The sequence below is a fragment of the Methylobacterium sp. genome (assembly GCF_028290105.1).
GTDB lineage: Bacteria > Pseudomonadota > Alphaproteobacteria > Rhizobiales > Beijerinckiaceae > Methylobacterium.
Genome location: NZ_JAQGKL010000002.1, coordinates 1 through 18,227, shown reverse-complemented (window position 1 = coordinate 18,227; position 18,227 = coordinate 1). Strand labels below are relative to the sequence as shown.

Genomic DNA, 18,227 nt, shown 5'->3' with positions numbered 1-18,227 from the left:
CCTAGCGGCGTCCGCCGGCAGCGCGCTTGCGCGGAGCGGCGCCGCCGGAATCCTCCTCGAAGAGTTCGGCGAGCTTTTCCGTCATCGCGCCGCCGAGTTCCTCGGCGTCGATGATCGTGACGGCGCGGCGATAGTAGCGCGTCACGTCGTGCCCGATGCCGATGGCGAGCAACTCCACCGGCGAGCGGGTCTCGATGTCCTCGATCATCCAGCGCAGGTGGCGCTCGAGATAGTTGCCGGGATTCACCGAGAGGGTCGAATCGTCGACCGGCGCGCCGTCCGAGATCACCATCAGGATCTTGCGCTGCTCCGATCGCGCCAGCAGGCGCTTATGGGCCCAATCGAGCGCCTCGCCGTCGATGTTCTCCTTGAGCAGACCCTCGCGCATCATCAGCCCGAGGTTCTTGCGGGCCCGGCGCCAGGGCGCGTCGGCGCTCTTGTAGACGATGTGGCGCAGGTCGTTGAGGCGCCCCGGCGCGTTCGGCTTGCCACCGGCGAGCCACGCCTCGCGGGACTGGCCGCCCTTCCAGGCCCGTGTGGTGAAGCCGAGGATCTCCACCTTGACGCCGCAGCGCTCCAGGGTGCGCGCCAGGATGTCGGCGCAGGTCGCCGCCACCGTGATCGGGCGCCCGCGCATCGAGCCGGAATTGTCCAGCAGCAGGGTCACGACGGTATCGCGAAAGTTGGTGTCCTTCTCGCGCTTGAACGAGAGCGGCTGGAAGGGGTCGGTGACCACGCGCACGAGGCGGGCCGGATCGAGCTGGCCCTCCTCGAGGTCGAAGTCCCAGGCGCGGTTCTGCTGAGCCAGCAGGCGGCGCTGCAGGCGGTTGGCGAGGCGCCCGACCACGCCCTGGAGATTCGCGAGCTGCTTGTCGAGATAGGTGCGCAGGCGCGCGAGTTCCTCGGCGTCGCAGAGGTCCTCGGCGTGGATGATCTCGTCGAAGCGTGGATTGAAGACCTTGTATTCCGGACCGCGCGGCTCGTTCGCCCGCTGCGAGGGTGGCCGCCACGCCTCCGAGGCCTCCTCGGATTCGGCATTCTCGGCCTCGTCCGGCAACTCGCCGGAGGGCGCGTCGGCCGCCTCGGTGGCGCCTTCCTGCAACTCGTCGGAGGCCTCCTGCGAAGTCTCCATCTCGGAGCGGTCGCCCTGCGACTGCTCCTCGGCCTCGCCCTCGCTCGGGGTCTGCTCGTCGTCCTGGGCCTCGTTCTCGTCCTCGTTGTCGTCGTCCTCGGGATCGAACGGCGTCTCGTCCGCCATGTCGAGGGACGTCAGGAGGTCGCGCACCGAGCGGGCGAAGAGGCGCTGGTTCTCGATCGATCCGACCAGACCGTCGAGGCTGGGGCCGGCCTTGTCCTCGATATGCGACCGCCACAGGTCGACGATCTTGCGCGCGGCCGCCGGCGGGGCGGCGCCGGTCAGGCGCTCGCGCACCATCAGGGCGACGGCGTCCTCCATCGGGGCGTCGGCCCGGTCGGTGATGTCCTCGTACTTGCCGCCCCGATGGTAGCGGTCCTCCAGCATCGCCGAGAGGTTGGAGGCGACGCCGGCCATGCGGCGCGAGCCGATGGCCTCGACCCGGGCCTGTTCGACGGCGTCGAACACCGCCCGGGCGCCGGCATTCTCCGGCGCCAGGCGGCGATGCACGGCCACATCGTGACAGCCGAGGCGCAGGGCCATCGAATCCGCGTTGCCGCGCAGGATGGCGACGTCCTCCGGCGTCAGCTTGCGCGGGGGTTCGGGCAGGCGCGCCTTGTCGCCGGTGAGCGCCGGCCGGTCGCTGGCATAGACCACCTCGATCTCTGAGCGCTTGGCGATGGCGCGCAGGCACCCCGCCACTGAGCGCTTCAACGGTTCGGCGATGGGCTCGCGGCGGTCGCCGGCTTTGCGGTTGGAGATGCTCACGGGCGCTGCTTCTTCACCGAGTCGAAATCGAAGGGCCGGTTCAGGATGTCATCCCAGGCGTAGGGACACTCGGAGGGAAACTCATCCGGCGAAAGGTGGGTCTCGTCGGCCGCCCAATCCCGTGCGTCGGGATAGGCATAGGCCAGAGCCTCGTCCAGGCGCGGCTCGAGGCCGGGATTGATGTTCAAGATTCGCGTGTAGCGCCTCCGCTGCTCGCGGATCGAAAAGATCCAGCTTGGTGTGCGATGCTCGGGCTGCTGGTCCCATTTCAGCATGTGCATGACGAGAACGCGCAGGGCGCTTTGAAGTTTGGCGAATTCGCTCTTCGACAAACCTTCCAGCTCCTCCGCGATGTGTTCGAGATCGAGCGCATCGACCCTACCGGACCGGAGCAGGGCAACCTGCTCCTGGACCCAGGTATAGAGGTCGTCCTCGTAGCGCGTCCGACCGGAGCGAGCGGAAACGTCCTCGGGTCGTTCTCCCTTCAGAGCCGGCTCACCCATCGCGTCCTCCGCTAGCGATCCCTCAGCTCAACGCCACGTTCGCCGCGCTCTCGGGCAAGTCCTTGCCGAAGGCACGCTGGTAGAACTCCGCGACGAGCGTACGCTCGAGTTCGTCGCACTTGTTCAGGAACGTCACCCGGAAAGCGAAGCCGATGTCCTTGAAGATGTCGGCGTTCTCGGCCCAGGTGATCACCGTGCGCGGGCTCATGACGGTGGAGAGGTCGCCGTTCATGAAGGCGTTGCGGGTCAAGTCCGCCACCCGCACCATACGATTGACGATGTCGCGTCCGCCGTCGCGCTGATAGTGCACGGCCTTCGACAGGACGATGTCGACCTCGCGGTCATGGGCGAGGTAGTTCAGGGTCGTGACGATGGACCAGCGGTCCATCTGGCCCTGATTGATCTGCTGCGTGCCGTGATAGAGGCCGGACGTGTCTCCGAGGCCCACCGTGTTGGCGGTGGCGAACAGGCGGAAGGCCGGATGGGGGCTGATCACCCGCTTCTGGTCCAGCAGCGTCAGACGGCCCGAGAGTTCGAGCACGCGCTGGATCACGAACATCACGTCCGGACGGCCGGCATCGTACTCGTCGAAAACGAGCGCGACGTTGTTCTGCAGGGCCCAGGGCAGGATGCCGTCCTGAAAGGCGGTGACCTGCTTGCCGTCGCGGACCACGATGGCATCCTTGCCGACGAGGTCGATGCGCGAGACGTGGCTGTCGAGGTTGATCCGGATGCAAGGCCAGTTCAGGCGGGCGGCCACCTGCTCGATATGAGTCGACTTGCCGGTGCCGTGATAACCGGTGACCATCACGCGGCGGTTGCGGGCAAAGCCCGCCAGGATCGCCAGGGTGGTCTCGCGGTCGAAGATGTAGTCCGGATCGAGGGCGGGCACGTGCTCGTCGGTTTCGGAGAAAGCCGGCTCCTGGAGGTCGAGGTCGATACCGAAGGCCTCGCGCACGGAGACGGTCCGGTCGGGCAGCGAGGCGGGCGAGACGTCAGAAAGCATAAGGACCTCGTCGGGGCGCGGGTGCCGTGGGTTCGGGCACGGAAACCGCGGGCTGTGTCGGGCTCTGGAGGCGCCCGGCTCTGGGTAGAGCCGTCCGCGACCGCCATCTAAGGGTCGGCGCCGGGCGACGCCAAGGGGATGTCGGCAGGATATAGGGTCCCGGCCGGCAATTGCGCCCACCCCCGTGCGGGGGACAGCCCGAAAAGGTGCATCGATCGTGCCGAAACCGTCCCGGTTGGCCTGTCAGCACAATCCGGCGGCGCGCAGGGCGTCATGCGCCCGGATGATGTCGCGCAGGCGCTCCTCGAAGGAGCGGTCGCCCCCGTTGGCGTCGGGATGGAAGCGCTTCACCAGGATCTTGTACTGCGCCTTGATCGCGGCGGAATCCGCGTTCTCGTCGAGGCCGAGCACGTCCAGGGCCTTGAGGGTGGCGGCCGAATGCCGGGGACGGCGCGGCTCGGGTGCCGCCTTGCGCCGGCCGGTCTCGCCCACGCCCTCGGCGCGCAGGATGTCCAGCGGGTCGACATAGGCCCAGTCGCGCTTCGGGGCGGCCTTGGCCTTCGCCTTTCCCTCGGCGGTAGCGGGGTTCACCCCCATCGCCCAGGTCGGGCGATGCCCGATGATCGCGTCCTTCTGGTAGGCCTGCACGGCGGCGTCGTTCATGCCGTCGAAGTAGTTGTAGGTGGCGTTGTAGGCCTTCACGTGGTCCATGCAGAAGCGCCAGTACTGCCCCTCCGCCTTGCGGCCCTTCGGGGCGCGGTAGAGCCCGGGGTTCTTGCAGCCGGGCGTCTCGCAGGTCTGCGCCGCAGCCTTCTTCGGCTCGTCGCAGGACGGTTTGATGCGGATGCTGTCGAACAGGGGCGAGTTGAGATCCATGATGGGGCGATTATGAGGGGGCGGGTCGCAGACACAAGAGCGGCGGGCCTGATGCCGCATGCGGCCGCCGGGGGTTGACGCGCGAGGGCGGGAGAAGGCTCCCGCATCGGGCAAGCTTGAGGAGACGCGCACATGAGCGAGACCGGAACCCTGAAGGCGTGGATCGCCGAGACGCTGGAGGCGCACCTCGCGCCTGAGGCCTTGGAGGTGATCGACGAATCGCACCTGCATGCGGGGCATTCGGGCGCGCGGCCCGAGGGCGAGACCCATTTCCGGCTCGACGTCGTGGCCGCCGCCTTCGAGGGCAAGAGCCGGGTCGAGCGGCACCGCATCGTCAATGCCGCCCTCGATCCTGCATTCAAGCGCGGTCTCCACGCCCTGGCGGTGCGCGCCCGCACCCCCGCCGAGGCGGCCTGAAGAATCGGACCTGGTCTGAAGAACCGACTGAGAGATTCCGCCGTGGCCCTGCAATGCACGCCCGACATCGCCATCGACGAGGCGGAACTGGAGGAGACGTTCGTGCGCGCCTCGGGGCCCGGCGGTCAGAACGTCAACAAGCTCTCCACGGCCGTGCAGTTGCGCTTCGACGCCCGGCGCTCGGCTGCTTTGTCCAATGCGGTGGCGGTGCGGTTGATGCGGCTTGCGGGCAAGCGCCTGACGCTCGACGGCATCATCATCATCAGCGCTCAGCGCTTCCGGACGCAGGACCGCAACCGCGCCGATGCCCGCGAGCGGCTGGCCGAACTCGTGGCCGAGGCGGCGGTGCCGCCGACGCCCCGGCGCGCCACGCGTCCGACTCTGGCTTCGAAGAAGCGCCGCCTCGACGAGAAGTCGAAGCGGAGCACCACCAAGCGCCTGCGCGGCAGCAGCGCCGACTGACGAGTCGCCAGAAAGCACCAGCGGCCCGCCGATGCGAACCCGCTCAAATGCGGGCGGCCGCCGTGCCGTCGGGCGGATGCGTCTCGACCTCGCCGCTGACGTAGCGGCTGCCGGGCTTCAGGATCGTCAGCGTGAGCGCGATGGCCGCGAGCAGGGCCGAGAGCGCGGCGGGGAACAGGAAGGCATCCTCGCCGTAGCGAAGCTGCAGGAAGCCGCCGATGACGGCGCCGGTGCTCAGCGCGGCCCAGAGCGGTGCCTGGATCCAGAACGACGGCGCCACCGTACCGAGGATGAGGTTGGCGAGCCCGGTGCCGAAGCGCACGACCGCGCCGGTGACGTAGGTGAGCGCGAGGCTGCGGCCGCCCTCGTCCTGCAGGGTCGCGTTCTGGAGGCCGAGGGCGATCACGATCGGATAGGCGTGGAGCGGAACGGCGAAGGTGCCATGCGGGACGATGAGCCCGATCGTCAGCAGCACCGACTGCAGCAGCAGCAGGACCGAGAGGCGCCAGCGTCCGACCCAGGCGGCGATGAGCGTGCCCGCGAAGGCGCCGAAGCAGAACAGCACGATGACGGAGGCGACCCGGGAGGTGCTCTCCCAGTCGAAGCGGCTGACCGAGACGCCGAACCGTGTCGTGTTCCCGCTCATGAAGGACATGAACAGCTGCGAGAATTCGAGGAAGCCGATCGAGTCGGCGCAACCCGCCACCGCCGAGAGCGCCAGCGCGAAGGGAATGCGCGTCCTGGCGCTCGCCGGAAACGACTTGTTCTGCGGCTCTGCCATGAAATCTCCGTTCTCTCTTTGCTGGGATGTCGGTTCGGCGCGTCCAGGTCCGAACATCAAAAACGCCGCCGGACCGAATCCAGCGGCGCATGTCTCCCCTGGTCCGCAGCGGGCAACAGCCACGCTGGGTTTTCGTTCAACCGCGTTGCACGCTCCGGTTCAAGACCCGTGACGGAAACGTGAACCGCCGGGCTTTTCCGCGACGACCACCCGGCCGGGCACATCGGCCCCATTCTCGCGCCGCACGGCGACCGGCTCCAGGCTTCGGAGGTCGAGGCCCGCCGCCGCCACGGCCTCGCGCACCAGCGCCTCGCCGTGGGCGTAGCGCGCATCCGCGCCGAGGATCAGTCCATCGCCCGGATGTGACTGGATTGTGAAGGCGAAGCGGCCACCCGGCCGCAGCACCCGGGCGGTCCCCGCGAGCACGCCGGAAAAATCGCCGACATAGATCATGACGTCGGCCGCCGTGACGCAATCGGCGGAAGCGGGCGGCTCCCCGGCGAGCACCCCGACGAGTTCGCCCTGGACGAGGCGATGGTAACCGCCGCGGCGCTCGGCCTGCGCCAGCATCCCGGGTGAGAGGTCGATGCCGGTCAGGTGCTCGGGCCGGCCGCCGAGGGCGGCGCCCACCAGGCCGGTGCCGCAGCCGAGGTCGATCACCCGGCCGAGAGGGTGTGGTCCGTCGAGGGCGGCGGCGACGCGTTCGTGCCCGCGATAGGACAGGCCGTCGACGAGGTGGCGGTCGAAACGGGGGGCGTAGGCGTCGAACAGCGCCCGGACATAGCCCGGAGAGATCGCCGACGCAGCCGTGCCATCGCCGATCCGTGCCAGGCCCAGGCGGGCGCCCTGCACGTCATCGGGGTCGATCTCGAGGGCGCTGGCGTAGGCACGCAGGGCCGCGCGGTGGTCGTCCTCCCGCCCGGTTCGGCCATACTGGGCCTCGCGGGCGCGGCCGAGGAGGAACCAGGCCGGCGCGAAGCGGGGCGCGATCTCCAGGGCCTGCTCGGCCATCTCGGAGGCCGCGTCCGGGTCGCCGTCGTCGAGACAGCCCTGCGCGTAGGCGTAGCGCCGGTCGGCGAGGAGGTCGCCGGAGGTGATCGTGTGGGGCATGTGGCTGCGCGTGGGCGACGGGCGCCCTATATGCCGCGCCGATGAGCATCAGCGCCAGCGATCTTCTCACCCTGACCCGCGAGGGCCTGTACTGTCCCCTCGGGCGGTTCCACGTGGACCCGACCTGGCCGGTGCCGCGCGCCCTGATCACACATGGTCACGCCGACCACGCCCGCTCTGGGCACGGGCACGTCCTCGCGACGCCCGAGACCCTCCGCATCATGGCGGTGCGCTACGGCGCCGATTTCTGCGAGAGCCGCCAGGAGGCGCCGCTCGGTCAGGCGATCCGTATCGGCGACGTCACGGTGCGTTTCGCCCCCGCCGGGCACGTGCTCGGCTCGGCGCAGATCGCGATCGAAGCGCAGGGCGTGCGGGTGGTGGTGTCGGGTGACTACAAGCGGGCTTACGACCCGACTTGCCTGCCCTTCGAGGTGGTGCCCTGCGACGTCTTCATCACCGAGGCGACCTTCGGCCTGCCGGTCTTCCGGATGCCGGACACCCGCGACGAGGTGAGGAAGCTCCTCGATTCCGTGGCTCTCTTCCCCGAGCGCGCCCACATCGTCGGCGCCTACGCGCTGGGCAAGGCGCAGCGGGTGATGGCCCTCCTGCGGGAGGCCGGCTACGACCGGCCGATCTATCTGCACGGGGCGATGGAGAAGCTGACCGAACTCTACAAGCAGGAGGGCATCCCGCTCGGCGAGACGCCCAAGGTCGTCGCGGCCGAGCGCGGAAAGCTCCACGGCGCCATCGTTCTCTGCCCGCCCTCGTCGATCCAGGACGTGTGGTCGCGCAAGTTCCCCGACCCCGTCACCTCCTTCGCCTCGGGCTGGATGCGGGTGCGGGCGCGCGCCCGCCAGAAGGGCGTGGAACTGCCGCTCTGCATCTCCGACCATTCCGACTGGCCGGATCTCTGCCGCACCATCCGGGAGACAGGGGCGGGCGAGGTCTGGGTCACGCACGGGCAGGAGGATGCCCTTGTGCATTGGTGCGGGACGCAAGGGATCAAGGCCAAGCCCCTGCACATGCTCGGCTACGGCGACGACGGGGAATCCGAACCGGCGGCCGCGGCGGAGGAGGCTGCGTGAACGACTTTGCGCACCTCCTCGACCGCCTCGCCTACGAGCCGCGCCGCAACGCCAAGCTGCGCCTGCTGCAGGACTACTTCGCGCATGCGCCGGACCCGGAGCGAGGCTATGCGCTCGCGGCGATGACCGGCGGCCTGACGTTTCGGGAAGCGAAGCCCGCGATGATCCGGGGGCTCGTGGAGGCGCGCATCGACCCGGTGCTGTTCGCGCTCTCGCACAACTACGTCGGGGATCTTGCCGAGACCACGGCGCTGATCTGGCCGACGCCTGAACCCGCCGGCGGCGCGGGGCACGGCATTGTCGGTCCCGGCCACAACAACCCGCCGCCCCACGTGCCGACCCTCGCCGAGGTGGTGGAGACGCTTCGGACCGTGAAGAAGGCGGACCTGCCCGCCCGCATCGCCGAGTGGCTCGACGCCCTGGACGAGACCGGGCGCTGGGCGCTCCTGAAGCTCATCACCGGGGCGCTGCGCGTCGGCGTCTCCGCACGGCTCGCCAAGACGGCGATCGGGGCGCTCGGTGGGCACGAGGCCGACGCGGTGGAGGAAGTCTGGCACGGGCTAGAGCCCCCTTACGCCACGCTGTTCGCCTGGGTCGAGGGACGGGCCGAGCGCCCGACGACCCTGAACCCGGCCCCGTTCCGTCCGCCGATGCTCTCGCACCCCATCGACGAGGACGGCGACTTCGAGAAGCTCGACCCGGCCGCGTTCTCGGGCGAATGGAAATGGGACGGGATCCGGGTCCAGCTCGTGGGCGGACGCGACGCGGCGGGCGTGCAGGTGGCGCGCATCTATTCACGCACCGGCGAGGACATCTCGGGCGCGTTCCCGGATCTCGCCGAGGCCATCACGTTCGAAGGCGCCATCGACGGCGAACTGCTGATCCTGCGCGAGCAACGCGTGCAGAGCTTCAACGTGCTCCAGCAACGCCTGAACCGGAAGGCCGTGACCCCGAAACTGCTGGAGGAGTTTCCCGCCCATGTCCGCGCCTACGACCTGATGCAGGCCGACGGCGAGGACCTGCGCCCGCTTCCCTTCATGGAGCGCCGCGCGCGGCTCGAATCCTTCGTCGCCGCCCTCGACCACGCCCGCATCGACCTCTCGCCGCTGGTGCCGTTCTCGACATGGGAGCAACTGGCGATCGCCCGCTCCGACCCGGCGTCGGTGGGCGGTGGCGCGGATTCCGACGCCATCGAGGGCGTGATGCTGAAGGCCCGCGACAGCGCCTACCTGCCCGGCCGGCCGAAGGGGCCGTGGTGGAAGTGGAAGCGTGAGCCGTTCCGGGTCGACACCGTGATGATGTACGCCCAACGCGGGCACGGGAAGCGCTCGTCGTTCTATTCCGACTACACCTTCGGGGTCTGGCGCGAGCGCGAGGACGGAACGCCCGAACTCGTGCCGGTGGGCAAGGCCTATCACGGCTTCACGGACGCCGAACTCGCCAAGCTCGACCGCTACGTCCGCAACAACACCACGAAGCGATTCGGCCCCGTGCGCGAAGTGTCCTACGGCCTCGACCACGGTCTGGTGCTGGAGATCGCCTTCGAGGGCGTGCAGCGCTCCACCCGGCACAAATCCGGCGTCGCCATGCGCTTTCCCCGCGTCGCCCGCATCCGCTGGGACAAGCCGGCGGCCGAGGCCGACCGGATCGATGCCCTCGAAACCATCCTGGCGCGGGGCGAGCGCGAGATCGCGCCGGGCGAGACCCTGACGGAGGCGCAAGGATGAGACAGGCGGGCAAGATCGGCGCGCTGCAGGGCTTCGCCAGCGCCCTCGTGGAGCGCCAGGCCAGCGCCACGTTCAGCGTGAACACGCCGGGCCAGGGGTTCACGGATGTGACGCGGGCGGTGGCGGGTTTCCTGGCCGAGGCTCGCATCATGACTGGACTCGTCACGGTGTTCTGCCGGCACACCTCGGCGTCCCTGACGATCCAGGAGAACGCCGATCCCGACGTCCAGGCCGATCTCCTCACCGCCCTCGACGGGCTCGCGCCCCGCCACGACGCCTACGTTCACGGGGCGGAGGGGCCGGACGACATGCCGGCCCATGTCCGCACCATGGTGACGGATTCCGCCTTGAGTGTTCCCGTCGTCGGCGGCCGCCTCGTACTCGGCACGTGGCAGGGGATCTACCTGATCGAGCACCGCGACCGGCCGCATCGGCGCGAGATCGTCCTGCACCTCTCCGGATCCTGATCCTGGCGGCTCACCGCCGGATCAGGATCACGCCGCCGATCAGCATCGCGACGCCGATCAGGCGCGGTCCGTCGAGGGCACGCTGGGCGAGGCCGAGCCAGCCGAAATGGTCGAACGCCACGGCGGCGAGCATCTGGCCGGTGACGAGGAGGGCCAGGAAGGTCGCCGCTCCCAGATGTGGCACCAGGATCGTCGCCAGCGCGATGAAGATCGCCCCGAAGAAGCCGCCGCTCCAGGCCCACCACGGGATGCGGGCCGCGACATTCGCGGTGGGAAGTGGATCGCGCAGGGCGAGTGCCAGCACCACCATGCACAGGAGTCCGACGAAGTAGCTCATGAAGCCCGCCCAGGCGGAGGAGTTCAGGGCGAGGCGCAGGTTCGCGATCAGCGCCTGCTGGACGACGATGCTGGCGCCGGCCAGCACCGAGAGGGCGATGGGAACCAGGAGCGTGAGCATGGGGCCGTGGGCCTTCTCGTGGGGCAGCGCGGGGGCGGCGTCTCCGCCTTGACAACCATCGGGGCGCCATGCCGTCAAATGCCGGGTCGCTCCTTTTCCATGCAGATCAGGCATGATCAACCCGGCCCATCTCGATCTCTTCCGCGCCGTGATGCGCCATGGCGGGATGACGCGAGCCGCCGCCATGCTCGGGATCGGCCAGCCGCATGTGAGCCGGGCGATGGCGCAGCTCGAGGCCGAACTCGGCCTGACCCTGTTCCTGCGGGGGCATGGAAGCGCCCTGCCGACGCCGGAAGGGGAGGCTTTCGCCCGCGAGGTCGAGGGGACCTATGCGGGGCTGGAGCACCTTCGCCAGGCCGCCCGCGAGATCCGCTAACGCGGCACCGGCCCCTTGCGCATCGCCTGCCAGCCCTCGCTCGCCGCCCGCCTGCTGCCACGGGCGATCCGGGGGCTCGTCGCCGAACATCCGGGCGCCCGGATCGCGGTCCATGTGCCGAGCCCGGATACGATCTGGGCCTGGGCCACCTCGGGCCAGTGCGACCTCGGCCTCGCCCGGCCCCGGTCCGGTTACGCGGGGGTGGAGGCCGAGCCCTTCCTCACCGTCGATGCCGTCTGCGCCGTGCCGCGCCGGCATCCTCTGGCGCGGAAACGCGCGATCGGCGTCGCGGATCTCTCCGGGGAAACCCTGATCGCGGGCGGCCCCGGCCTGTTCCAGGAGGCCGTCGAGGCACGGTTCGCGGAGGCCGGCCTGACCCCGCGCTTTGCCCTGATGGCTCAGTTCACGGCCGCGCGCTGCGGCCTCGTCGCCGAGGGGCTCGGGCTTGCCATCGTCGATCCCATGCCGGCGCGCGAACTCGGCGGCTTGCCGATCGTGCTGCGGCCGTTCCGTCCCGCCCTGCCGATCGACACGATGCTGATCCGCCCGGCGGGGCGCCCGGCCGGCCGCCTCGTGGGACGGCTGATCGAGCTTCTGCGGACGGAGCGCGATGCGCTGGCATCAAAGGCGACCTCGCAAAAAGCAAAGTTCAGCAAATAGGCGCCGAACCCGCGTGCCGCCGCTCGGTTCTCGAAGCATCGGCGACGCTTACGCCACATGCGGGAGAGACACGATGAAGGCCCTCGTCTGGCACGGTGCTCAGGACATTCGCTGCGACTCCGTGCCGGATCCTCGGATCGAGGACGACCGGGACGCGATCATCAAGGTGACGGCCTGCGCCATCTGCGGCTCGGATCTGCACCTCTACGACCACTTCATGCCCGGCATGGAGAAGGGCGACGTCATGGGCCACGAGTTCATGGGCGAGGTGGTGGAGACCGGCCGGGGCCTCAACGGCACCCTGCGCAAGGGCGAGCGGGTGGTGATCCCGTTCATCATCACCTGCGGCGAGTGCGATCAGTGCAAGCGCGGGTTCTTCTCGGTCTGCGAGCGCTCGAACCGCAACGGACATCTGGCCGCCAAGGCCTTCGGGCATCCGACCGCCGGCCTGTTCGGCTACACGCACCTCACCGGCGGCTACCAGGGGGGCCAAGCCGAGTACGTCCGCGTGCCCATGGCGGACAGGACGCACATCAAGGTGCCGGACGAGCTGTCCGACGAGCAGGTGCTGTTCCTCGGCGACATCTTCCCCACCGGATGGCAGGCGGCGGTGCAGGCCGACATCCAGCCCACCGACACGGTGGCGATCTGGGGCGCGGGCCCCGTCGGGCAAATGGCGATCCGCTCGGCGATCCTGCTCGGTGCCAAGCAGGTGGTGTGCATCGACCGCGTGCCCGAGCGGCTGGAGATGGCGCGCGCCGGTGGGGCGATCACCATCGACAATTCCACCGAGAGCACGGTGGAGCGCCTGAACCAGCTCACCGCCGGCAAGGGCCCGGAGAAGTGCATCGACGCCGTCGGCATGGAGGCGCATGCGCCGCGCGCGCTGGAGCAGGCCTATGACCGCGTGAAGCAGGCGCTGATGCTGGAGAGCGACCGGGCCACGGTGTTGCGCGAGATGATCTATGTCTGCCGCCCGGCCGGCATCCTCTCGATCCCCGGTGTCTATGGCGGGCTCGTGGACAAGATCCCCATGGGTGCCCTGATGAACAAGGGCCTCACGGTCCGAACGGGCCAGACCCACGTGAACCGCTGGACCGACGACCTCGTCAAGCGGATCGCCGACGGGCAGATCGATCCGTCCTTCGTCATCACCCACCGCGGCAGTCTCGAGGACGGCCCCGAGCTCTACAAGACGTTCCGCGACAAGAAGGACAACTGCATCAAGGTCGTGCTCCGGCCCTGATCGCCCGCCCGTCCCCCGCTGCCAAGGAGCCCCGCATGCCAGCATCCCCGTCCCGCCCCGCGCCCAGCGCCCATCCCCTGACGTCGGATCGCCGGCGTCGGCCGGACCCGACCACGCTGCAGGTCGCGCGCGGGCTCGGCTGGTTCTCCCTCGCCCTCGGGGTCGCCGAGGTGACCTGCGGTGATGCCATCGCGCGGTGGCTCGGCATGCCGCGCTCCGGCCCCCTGGTGCGCGCCTACGGCGTCCGCGAGATCGTCCAGGGCGCCGGGATTCTCGGATCGCAGGACCCGACCCCCTGGATCTGGGCCCGCGTGGCGGGGGACGGACTCGACATCGCGACCGTACTGCCCGGCCTCGCTGACGACCGGCACCGGGGCAACGCGCTGTTCGCGCTCGCGGCCCTCGGCGGAGTCACCGCCCTCGATGTCCTGTGCGCCCAGGGGCTCTCGCATGCGCCGCTCAACCCGTCCGAGGCCGTGCGGGCGGATTACGGACGGCGCAGTGGATTCCCGAAGGGCGTCGAGGCCATGCGCGGGGTCGCGAACGACGTCCGGCCGATGGACATCATCGGACCGGAGGCGATGCGGCCCTGGACGTCCGCCGCCTGAGATCAGGCGTCGGACGGGGGCACGGCCTCGGCGGTGAATTTCGAAAAACCCCTCGCGCGCAGGTCGCAGGCGGGGCATTGCCCGCAGCCGTGGCCCCAGGCGTGGCGCATGCCGCGCGTGCCGAGGTAGCAGGTGTGGCTGTCCTCCACGATGAGGTCGACGAGCGCCTGGCCGCCGAGGTCGTTCGCCAGGGCCCAGGTCTCGGCCTTGTCGATCCACATCAGCGGCGTGTGCAGCACGAAGCGCCGGTCCATGCCGAGGTTCAGCGCCACCTGTAGCGCCTTGATCGTGTCGTCGCGGCAATCCGGGTAGCCGGAATAATCCGTCTCGCACATGCCGCCGACGATGTGGGTCAGGGAGCGCCGGTAGGCCAGGGCCGCCGCGAAGGTCAGGAACAGGATGTTGCGGCCGGGCACGAAGGTGTTGGGCAACCCGCCCGCCTCGAAGGCGATGGCGGTGTCGCGGGTCAGTGCCGTCTCTGAGACCCGGCCGAGCGCGTCGAGGGCGAGGGTATGGTCGTCGCCGAGGCGCGCGGCCCATTCGGGTTTCAGGGCAGCGATCCCCGTCCGCAGGGTGTCTCGGCACTCGAGTTCGATCCGGTGGCGCTGGCCGTAATCGAAGCCCAACGTCTCCACCCGGTCGAAGCGCTCGAGCGCCCAGGCGAGGCAGGTTGTGGAATCCTGTCCCCCCGAGAACAGGACCAGGGCGCCGCCCGCGCTCATGGCTTGGTGTCGCCCTCGTACTCGGCCCAGGACATCGGCGTCTCATACACCTTCACGGAGGAGAGCGCCGGCAGGGCCGCCTTGGTGCGCTCCCAGATCCAGACCGCGATGTGCTCGGCGGTTGGGTTCGCCAATCCCTCGATCTCGTTGAGGCAATAATGGTCGAGACGGGCCAGCACCGGCGCGAAGGCGTGCTCCACGTCGAAGAAGTCCACCACCCAGCCGGTGGCGGGATCGACCGCGCCCGACAGCGTCAGCTCGACCCGATAGGAATGCCCGTGCATGCGATGGCAGCGATGGGTCTCGGGCACGTTCGGCAGGCGGTGCGCCGCCTCGAAGGTGAAGGCTTGGGTGATCTTCATGACGAATAACCTGGAGGCCCGGCCGGGCGAGGACGTGAGGGCTGTGACGCCGCGCGTGACGGGCTCATGGTATCCCGATGATCTTGTGCGTCTGCAAGGATAGGCGCCAGCGCGCGTCGCGCCGGCAATAGGCGACCGCCGCAGACGTATTGGCGAGCCGGTCCGGCCCGTCCATGGGCTGGAGCCAGTGGTGGCGGAAGTCGAGATCCGCGAACCCATCCGGGTCGACGTCGACCTGCGGGAAGACCAGCTTCAGTTCGTGACCGCTGCGCTGCACCAAAGGATTGCCGGCCTTGGGGCTGACGCAGATCCAGTCGATGCCCTCGGGTGCCGGCAGCGTGCCGTTGGTCTCCACGGCGATCTCGAACCCCTGCGCGTGGACCGCCGCGATCAGCGTCGGGTCGAGCTGGAGCAGGGGCTCGCCGCCGGTGAACACCACGTAGCGGTGGCGCGAGCCGCCGGCCCAGGTCGAAGCGATGGCCCGCGCCAGATCCTCCGGCGCGGCGAAGCGCCCGCCGCCCTCGCCATCCAGGCCGACGAAGTCGGTGTCGCAGAAGGAGCAGGCGGCGCTGGCCCGGTCCTCCTCGCGGCCGGACCAGAGATTGCAGCCGGCAAAACGGCAGAAGACCGCCGCCCGTCCGGCCTGCGCACCCTCGCCCTGAAGGGTGTGGAAGAGTTCCTTGACCGCGTAAGCCATCACATTCCCGCGCCGGCCGAGCAACGCTCCGGGCGGACGCTCCGATTTTCCGATCCCTGGCGATCGTGCCCGCAGATAAGCGCGCCGCCGCCGAAGGGCCACGGGCCGCGCGTGCGGCGCACCCCTGCATCGGGCGCGCTCATACCATGAAATCGCCGGGATCTCGCATCCGCGAGAGGCTTCGCCATGCTCTCGCCACGGAACGGGACTTGATGAACATCCACGTCGCGACCCGATTGCCCGTGCATGCTAGCGAGGGCGGACCGAAGCTTGGCCGTTGACCGGCTCACCCGCGCGGACCGATACTCGATCGGGCCGGGGCAACCCTTCTTGAGACAGGCCAGATGTCGAACGGATTGTTGAGGCGCTTCGTCGTCGGTCTGGCGATGGCGGCGGGGCTGCTGGGCGCCGGTTCGGCCGGCGCCGTGACGGCGCCGATCCTCGTGGTGGAGGTCGATTCCGGCAAGGTGATCTACAGTCAGGCCGCGACGGACCCGTGGTTTCCGGCCTCGATCACCAAGCTGATGACCACCTACGTCGCCCTCGACATGGTGCGCCAGGGCCGGCTTTCCCTCGATTCGCTGATCACCATCTCGCCGGCGGCCGCCGCCGAACCGCCCTCGAAGATGGGGTTCCGGCCCGGCACCAAGCTCACCCTCGACAACGCCCTCAAGATCATCATGGTCAAGTCTGCCAACGATGTCGCCTGGGCCATCGGCGAGAACCTCGGCGGCTCCATCGAGGGCTTCGCCGCGATGATGAACGAGACCGCCCAGCGCATCGGCATGCGCGAGAGCCGCTGGACCAACCCGAACGGCCTGCCGGACGCACGGCAGTGGACCTCGGCGCGCGACATGGCGGTTCTAGGCCGCGCCCTCGTCCGCGACTTTCCCGAGAGTCGTGCCCTGTTCTCGATCAGCGCCATCCAGTTCGGCCGCTCGGTGATGGCCAACCACAACGGCCTGCTGGGCCGCTATGCCGGCGCCGACGGCATGAAGACCGGCTTCATCTGCTCGGGCGGCTTCAACGTCGTGGCCACGGCCACGCGCAACGGACGACGCATCCTCACCGTGGTGATGGGCCAGCCGAGCGCCCGGGAGCGTGACCTCAAGGCCTCCGACCTGTTCGACTACGGCTTCGGCCAGTCCCCCGGCTGGGGTGCGCAGAGCCTCGACGCGCTGCCGGCCTCGAACCTGTCCGAGCCGCCGGACATGCGCCCCTACATCTGCGACAAGCGCAAGCCGATGCCCGTCGACGAAGGCCAGGGCGCCATCACGGCGAGCGCGGGTGCCGCCGGGGCCAGCGCCGACAACGCCAACGCGCAGCTCATGGCCGCGGCCGCTCCGCCCTCCGCTGCGCTTGCCTTCGCCACCATGAACAGTGCGGCGCTTCGCAACCGCGCCCTGCCGCCGCGCGCACCCCTGCAGCCGATCCTGGTCTGGATCGGCCGCGACCCGGCCGAGGGTGCGATCGCCCTGAACGAGCAGGAAGAGGCCGACAAGGCCGAGCGGGCCGCCAAGGTCGCGGAAGCCCGGAAGGCCAAGCTCGAGGCTGTCGCGGCCAAACGCGAGGCTGCCCGGGAGGCCAAGGCCTCCGCTGCCGGTTCGACGAAGGTCGCCGCCAAGCCTGACCCGAAGAAGGGTTCGGTCCGGGGCAAGTCCGGCGTTCCGTCCAGCGCCAGTGCCTATGCGCCGGCCACTTCCACCCCAGTGATGGAGGGCGCGTCCAAACTGAAGGTCGGCGCGATTAAGAAGCCGGCCGCGAAGGCGACCTCGAAGCCCGAAGCCAAGGTCGAGCACAAGCCGGTCAAGGCGAGCGCCAAGGGGGCGAAGCCCGCCAAGTCGGCCAGCAGGGGGGCGGACGACTGATCCGCCCGTCGAAAGCCCGACCGGTAGAGCGCCGATTTCAGTAACGTTATAACATCGACAAAGGATTGAGCGTGGCGGCCGGGCGGGGTAGGCCAGGGGCATGACCGACTTGTCCAAGCCCGATCCGCGCGCGCCCGAACCAATTCCGCTCACCGTCCTCACGGGGTTCCTCGGCGCCGGCAAGACGACCTTGCTCAACCGGATGCTGCGCGACCCCGCGCTCGCCGACACCGTGGTGATCGTCAACGAATTCGGCGAGATCGGCCTCGATCACCTGCTGATCGAGACCATCGACGAGGACATGGTCCTGCTGGGCGCCGGGTGCCTGTGCTGCACGGTGCGGGGAGACCTGATCACCACTCTGGAAGACCTGCTGCGCAAGCGCGACAACGGTCGCATCCAGCCCTTCCGCCGGGTGGTGATCGAGACGACGGGTCTCGCCGACCCCGCCCCGATCCTGCACGCGCTGATCTACCATCCGTATCTGGTCATCCGGTACCGCCTGCAGGGGGTCGTCACGGTGGTCGATGCGGTGAACGGCGCCTCGACCCTCGACAGGCATGGGGAGGCCGTGCGCCAGGTGGCGGTGGCCGACCATCTGGTGCTGGGCAAGCGTGACCTCGCCTCCGACGATGGCACAGCCCTGGAGGCCCGCCTGCGGACCCTGAACCCCACGGCGCCGATCCATGCCGCCTCGGTGGACCCGAGCACGCTCCTCGGCGGCCTGTTCGGTCTGACGGGCAAGGGGGCCGATGTACGCGACTGGCTCGGCGCGGACGAACACGCGGCGCAAGGACATCATCACGCGCACGGACATCATCACGCGCACGGACATCACCATCACGACGTGAACCGGCACGATTCCGCGATCCGGGCCTTCAGCCTCACCAGCGA

At 69.5% G+C, this 18,227-nt stretch carries 19 protein-coding genes and 1 pseudogene; 10 read left to right on the top strand and 10 right to left on the bottom strand.

What is annotated here, in order from left to right:
* Position 1: 1 nt before the first annotated feature.
* The 4 genes from cobT to JWQ05_RS00095 form a co-directional block, all read right to left on the bottom strand.
* A complete protein-coding gene (gene cobT, locus JWQ05_RS00110) occupies positions 2–1,903 on the bottom strand; it encodes a cobaltochelatase subunit CobT (RefSeq protein WP_299652622.1) in 1,902 nt (633 codons plus the stop codon).
* Positions 1,900–2,406: a DUF29 domain-containing protein gene (locus tag JWQ05_RS00105; protein WP_299652619.1), complete on the bottom strand. Its 507-nt coding sequence runs from the start codon at positions 2,404–2,406 to the stop codon at positions 1,900–1,902. The genes cobT and JWQ05_RS00105 overlap by 4 nt, the downstream gene beginning before the upstream one ends.
* A 22-nt stretch (positions 2,407–2,428) precedes the next feature.
* The gene (cobS, locus tag JWQ05_RS00100) at positions 2,429–3,412 is read right to left on the bottom strand and encodes a cobaltochelatase subunit CobS (RefSeq protein ID WP_299652616.1); all 984 of its coding nucleotides are present in this window, start codon (positions 3,410–3,412) and stop codon (positions 2,429–2,431) included.
* Positions 3,413–3,655: 243 nt separating this feature from the next.
* Positions 3,656–4,288, bottom strand: a complete 633-nt coding sequence (locus tag JWQ05_RS00095; protein WP_299652613.1) for a DnaJ domain-containing protein — start codon at positions 4,286–4,288, stop codon at positions 3,656–3,658.
* A gap of 132 nt (positions 4,289–4,420) precedes the next feature.
* Here JWQ05_RS00095 and JWQ05_RS00090 point away from each other — a divergent pair, with 132 nt between their 5' ends.
* Together JWQ05_RS00090 and arfB are read left to right on the top strand one after the other, a co-directional pair.
* Positions 4,421–4,705 carry a BolA family transcriptional regulator gene (locus tag JWQ05_RS00090; protein ID WP_299652610.1) on the top strand — a complete coding sequence of 95 codons (285 nt, stop codon included), beginning with the start codon at positions 4,421–4,423 and terminating at the stop codon, positions 4,703–4,705.
* Between the two features lie 42 nt (positions 4,706–4,747).
* A complete protein-coding gene (gene arfB, locus JWQ05_RS00085; protein WP_299652607.1) occupies positions 4,748–5,167 on the top strand; it encodes an alternative ribosome rescue aminoacyl-tRNA hydrolase ArfB in 420 nt (139 codons plus the stop codon).
* Positions 5,168–5,210: 43 nt separating this feature from the next.
* Here arfB and JWQ05_RS00080 read toward each other — a convergent pair whose 3' ends face one another.
* Positions 5,211–5,948 (bottom strand): YoaK family protein, encoded by a 738-nt coding sequence (locus tag JWQ05_RS00080; protein ID WP_299652604.1) that lies wholly within the window; start codon positions 5,946–5,948, stop codon positions 5,211–5,213.
* A gap of 159 nt (positions 5,949–6,107) precedes the next feature.
* Positions 6,108–7,058, bottom strand: coding sequence for a methyltransferase domain-containing protein (locus tag JWQ05_RS00075; RefSeq protein WP_299652601.1), 951 nt, complete (start codon positions 7,056–7,058; stop codon positions 6,108–6,110).
* Positions 7,059–7,099: 41 nt separating this feature from the next.
* On the opposite strand from JWQ05_RS00075, the gene JWQ05_RS00070 reads away from it, so the two are divergent.
* The 3 genes from JWQ05_RS00070 to JWQ05_RS00060 are packed head-to-tail and all read left to right on the top strand — an operon-like array spanning position 7,100 to position 10,337.
* Positions 7,100–8,143 carry a ligase-associated DNA damage response exonuclease gene (locus JWQ05_RS00070; protein ID WP_299652598.1) on the top strand — a complete coding sequence of 348 codons (1,044 nt, stop codon included), beginning with the start codon at positions 7,100–7,102 and terminating at the stop codon, positions 8,141–8,143.
* A complete protein-coding gene (locus tag JWQ05_RS00065; RefSeq protein WP_299652595.1) occupies positions 8,140–9,870 on the top strand; it encodes a cisplatin damage response ATP-dependent DNA ligase in 1,731 nt (576 codons plus the stop codon). The genes JWQ05_RS00070 and JWQ05_RS00065 overlap by 4 nt, the downstream gene beginning before the upstream one ends.
* Positions 9,867–10,337, top strand: a complete 471-nt coding sequence (locus JWQ05_RS00060; RefSeq protein ID WP_299652592.1) for a secondary thiamine-phosphate synthase enzyme YjbQ — start codon at positions 9,867–9,869, stop codon at positions 10,335–10,337. Before JWQ05_RS00065 ends, JWQ05_RS00060 begins: the two co-directional genes overlap by 4 nt.
* A gap of 10 nt (positions 10,338–10,347) precedes the next feature.
* On the opposite strand, the gene JWQ05_RS00055 is transcribed toward JWQ05_RS00060, so the two are convergent.
* The gene (locus tag JWQ05_RS00055; RefSeq protein WP_299652589.1) at positions 10,348–10,794 is read right to left on the bottom strand and encodes a DMT family transporter; all 447 of its coding nucleotides are present in this window, start codon (positions 10,792–10,794) and stop codon (positions 10,348–10,350) included.
* A 112-nt stretch (positions 10,795–10,906) separates the two neighbouring features.
* Between JWQ05_RS00055 and JWQ05_RS00050 the strand changes: the two are divergent.
* The 3 genes and pseudogenes from JWQ05_RS00050 (at position 10,907) to JWQ05_RS00040 (ending at position 13,684) form a co-directional block, all read left to right on the top strand.
* Positions 10,907–11,830 (top strand): annotated as a pseudogene (locus tag JWQ05_RS00050) (LysR family transcriptional regulator).
* A gap of 73 nt (positions 11,831–11,903) precedes the next feature.
* Positions 11,904–13,076, top strand: a complete 1,173-nt coding sequence (locus JWQ05_RS00045; RefSeq protein WP_299652586.1) for a zinc-dependent alcohol dehydrogenase — start codon at positions 11,904–11,906, stop codon at positions 13,074–13,076.
* 35 nt (positions 13,077–13,111) lie between these two features.
* Positions 13,112–13,684, top strand: coding sequence for a cyclase dehydrase (locus JWQ05_RS00040; protein ID WP_299652584.1), 573 nt, complete (start codon positions 13,112–13,114; stop codon positions 13,682–13,684).
* Positions 13,685–13,686: 2 nt separating this feature from the next.
* Here JWQ05_RS00040 and queC read toward each other — a convergent pair whose 3' ends face one another.
* From queC to queE, 3 genes are all read right to left on the bottom strand, one after another.
* The gene (gene queC, locus JWQ05_RS00035; protein ID WP_299652581.1) at positions 13,687–14,406 is read right to left on the bottom strand and encodes a 7-cyano-7-deazaguanine synthase QueC; all 720 of its coding nucleotides are present in this window, start codon (positions 14,404–14,406) and stop codon (positions 13,687–13,689) included.
* Entirely contained in the window at positions 14,403–14,768 is a 366-nt protein-coding gene (gene queD, locus JWQ05_RS00030; protein ID WP_299652578.1) for a 6-carboxytetrahydropterin synthase QueD, read from the bottom strand. The genes queC and queD overlap by 4 nt, the downstream gene beginning before the upstream one ends.
* A gap of 64 nt (positions 14,769–14,832) precedes the next feature.
* Positions 14,833–15,465, bottom strand: coding sequence for a 7-carboxy-7-deazaguanine synthase (queE, locus tag JWQ05_RS00025; RefSeq protein WP_299652575.1), 633 nt, complete (start codon positions 15,463–15,465; stop codon positions 14,833–14,835).
* A 344-nt stretch (positions 15,466–15,809) separates the two neighbouring features.
* On the opposite strand from queE, the gene JWQ05_RS00020 reads away from it, so the two are divergent.
* Both JWQ05_RS00020 and JWQ05_RS00015 read left to right on the top strand, forming a co-directional pair.
* The gene (locus tag JWQ05_RS00020) at positions 15,810–17,333 is read left to right on the top strand and encodes a serine hydrolase (protein WP_299652572.1); all 1,524 of its coding nucleotides are present in this window, start codon (positions 15,810–15,812) and stop codon (positions 17,331–17,333) included.
* A 100-nt stretch (positions 17,334–17,433) separates the two neighbouring features.
* Positions 17,434–18,227 (top strand): GTP-binding protein (locus JWQ05_RS00015; protein ID WP_299652570.1); only part of this gene is annotated, 794 nt, incomplete at its 3' end.

Bases quoted from the DNA above. Each gene is read 5' to 3' on its own strand.
- JWQ05_RS00020 (WP_299652572.1), top strand. From the start codon at position 15,810: ATGTCGAACGGATTGTTGAGGCGCTTCGTCGTCGGTCTGGCGATGGCG.
- queD (WP_299652578.1), bottom strand. From the start codon at position 14,768: ATGAAGATCACCCAAGCCTTCACCTTCGAGGCGGCGCACCGCCTGCCG.
- JWQ05_RS00075 (WP_299652601.1), bottom strand. From the start codon at position 7,058: ATGCCCCACACGATCACCTCCGGCGACCTCCTCGCCGACCGGCGCTAC.
- JWQ05_RS00080 (WP_299652604.1), bottom strand. From the start codon at position 5,948: ATGGCAGAGCCGCAGAACAAGTCGTTTCCGGCGAGCGCCAGGACGCGC.
- JWQ05_RS00095 (WP_299652613.1), bottom strand. From the start codon at position 4,288: ATGGATCTCAACTCGCCCCTGTTCGACAGCATCCGCATCAAACCGTCC.
- cobS (WP_299652616.1), bottom strand. From the start codon at position 3,412: ATGCTTTCTGACGTCTCGCCCGCCTCGCTGCCCGACCGGACCGTCTCC.
- JWQ05_RS00060 (WP_299652592.1), top strand. From the start codon at position 9,867: ATGAGACAGGCGGGCAAGATCGGCGCGCTGCAGGGCTTCGCCAGCGCC.
- JWQ05_RS00090 (WP_299652610.1), top strand. From the start codon at position 4,421: ATGAGCGAGACCGGAACCCTGAAGGCGTGGATCGCCGAGACGCTGGAG.
- JWQ05_RS00045 (WP_299652586.1), top strand. From the start codon at position 11,904: ATGAAGGCCCTCGTCTGGCACGGTGCTCAGGACATTCGCTGCGACTCC.
- queC (WP_299652581.1), bottom strand. From the start codon at position 14,406: ATGAGCGCGGGCGGCGCCCTGGTCCTGTTCTCGGGGGGACAGGATTCC.
- JWQ05_RS00055 (WP_299652589.1), bottom strand. From the start codon at position 10,794: ATGCTCACGCTCCTGGTTCCCATCGCCCTCTCGGTGCTGGCCGGCGCC.
- JWQ05_RS00105 (WP_299652619.1), bottom strand. From the start codon at position 2,406: ATGGGTGAGCCGGCTCTGAAGGGAGAACGACCCGAGGACGTTTCCGCT.
- JWQ05_RS00040 (WP_299652584.1), top strand. From the start codon at position 13,112: ATGCCAGCATCCCCGTCCCGCCCCGCGCCCAGCGCCCATCCCCTGACG.
- queE (WP_299652575.1), bottom strand. From the start codon at position 15,465: ATGGCTTACGCGGTCAAGGAACTCTTCCACACCCTTCAGGGCGAGGGT.
- JWQ05_RS00070 (WP_299652598.1), top strand. From the start codon at position 7,100: ATGAGCATCAGCGCCAGCGATCTTCTCACCCTGACCCGCGAGGGCCTG.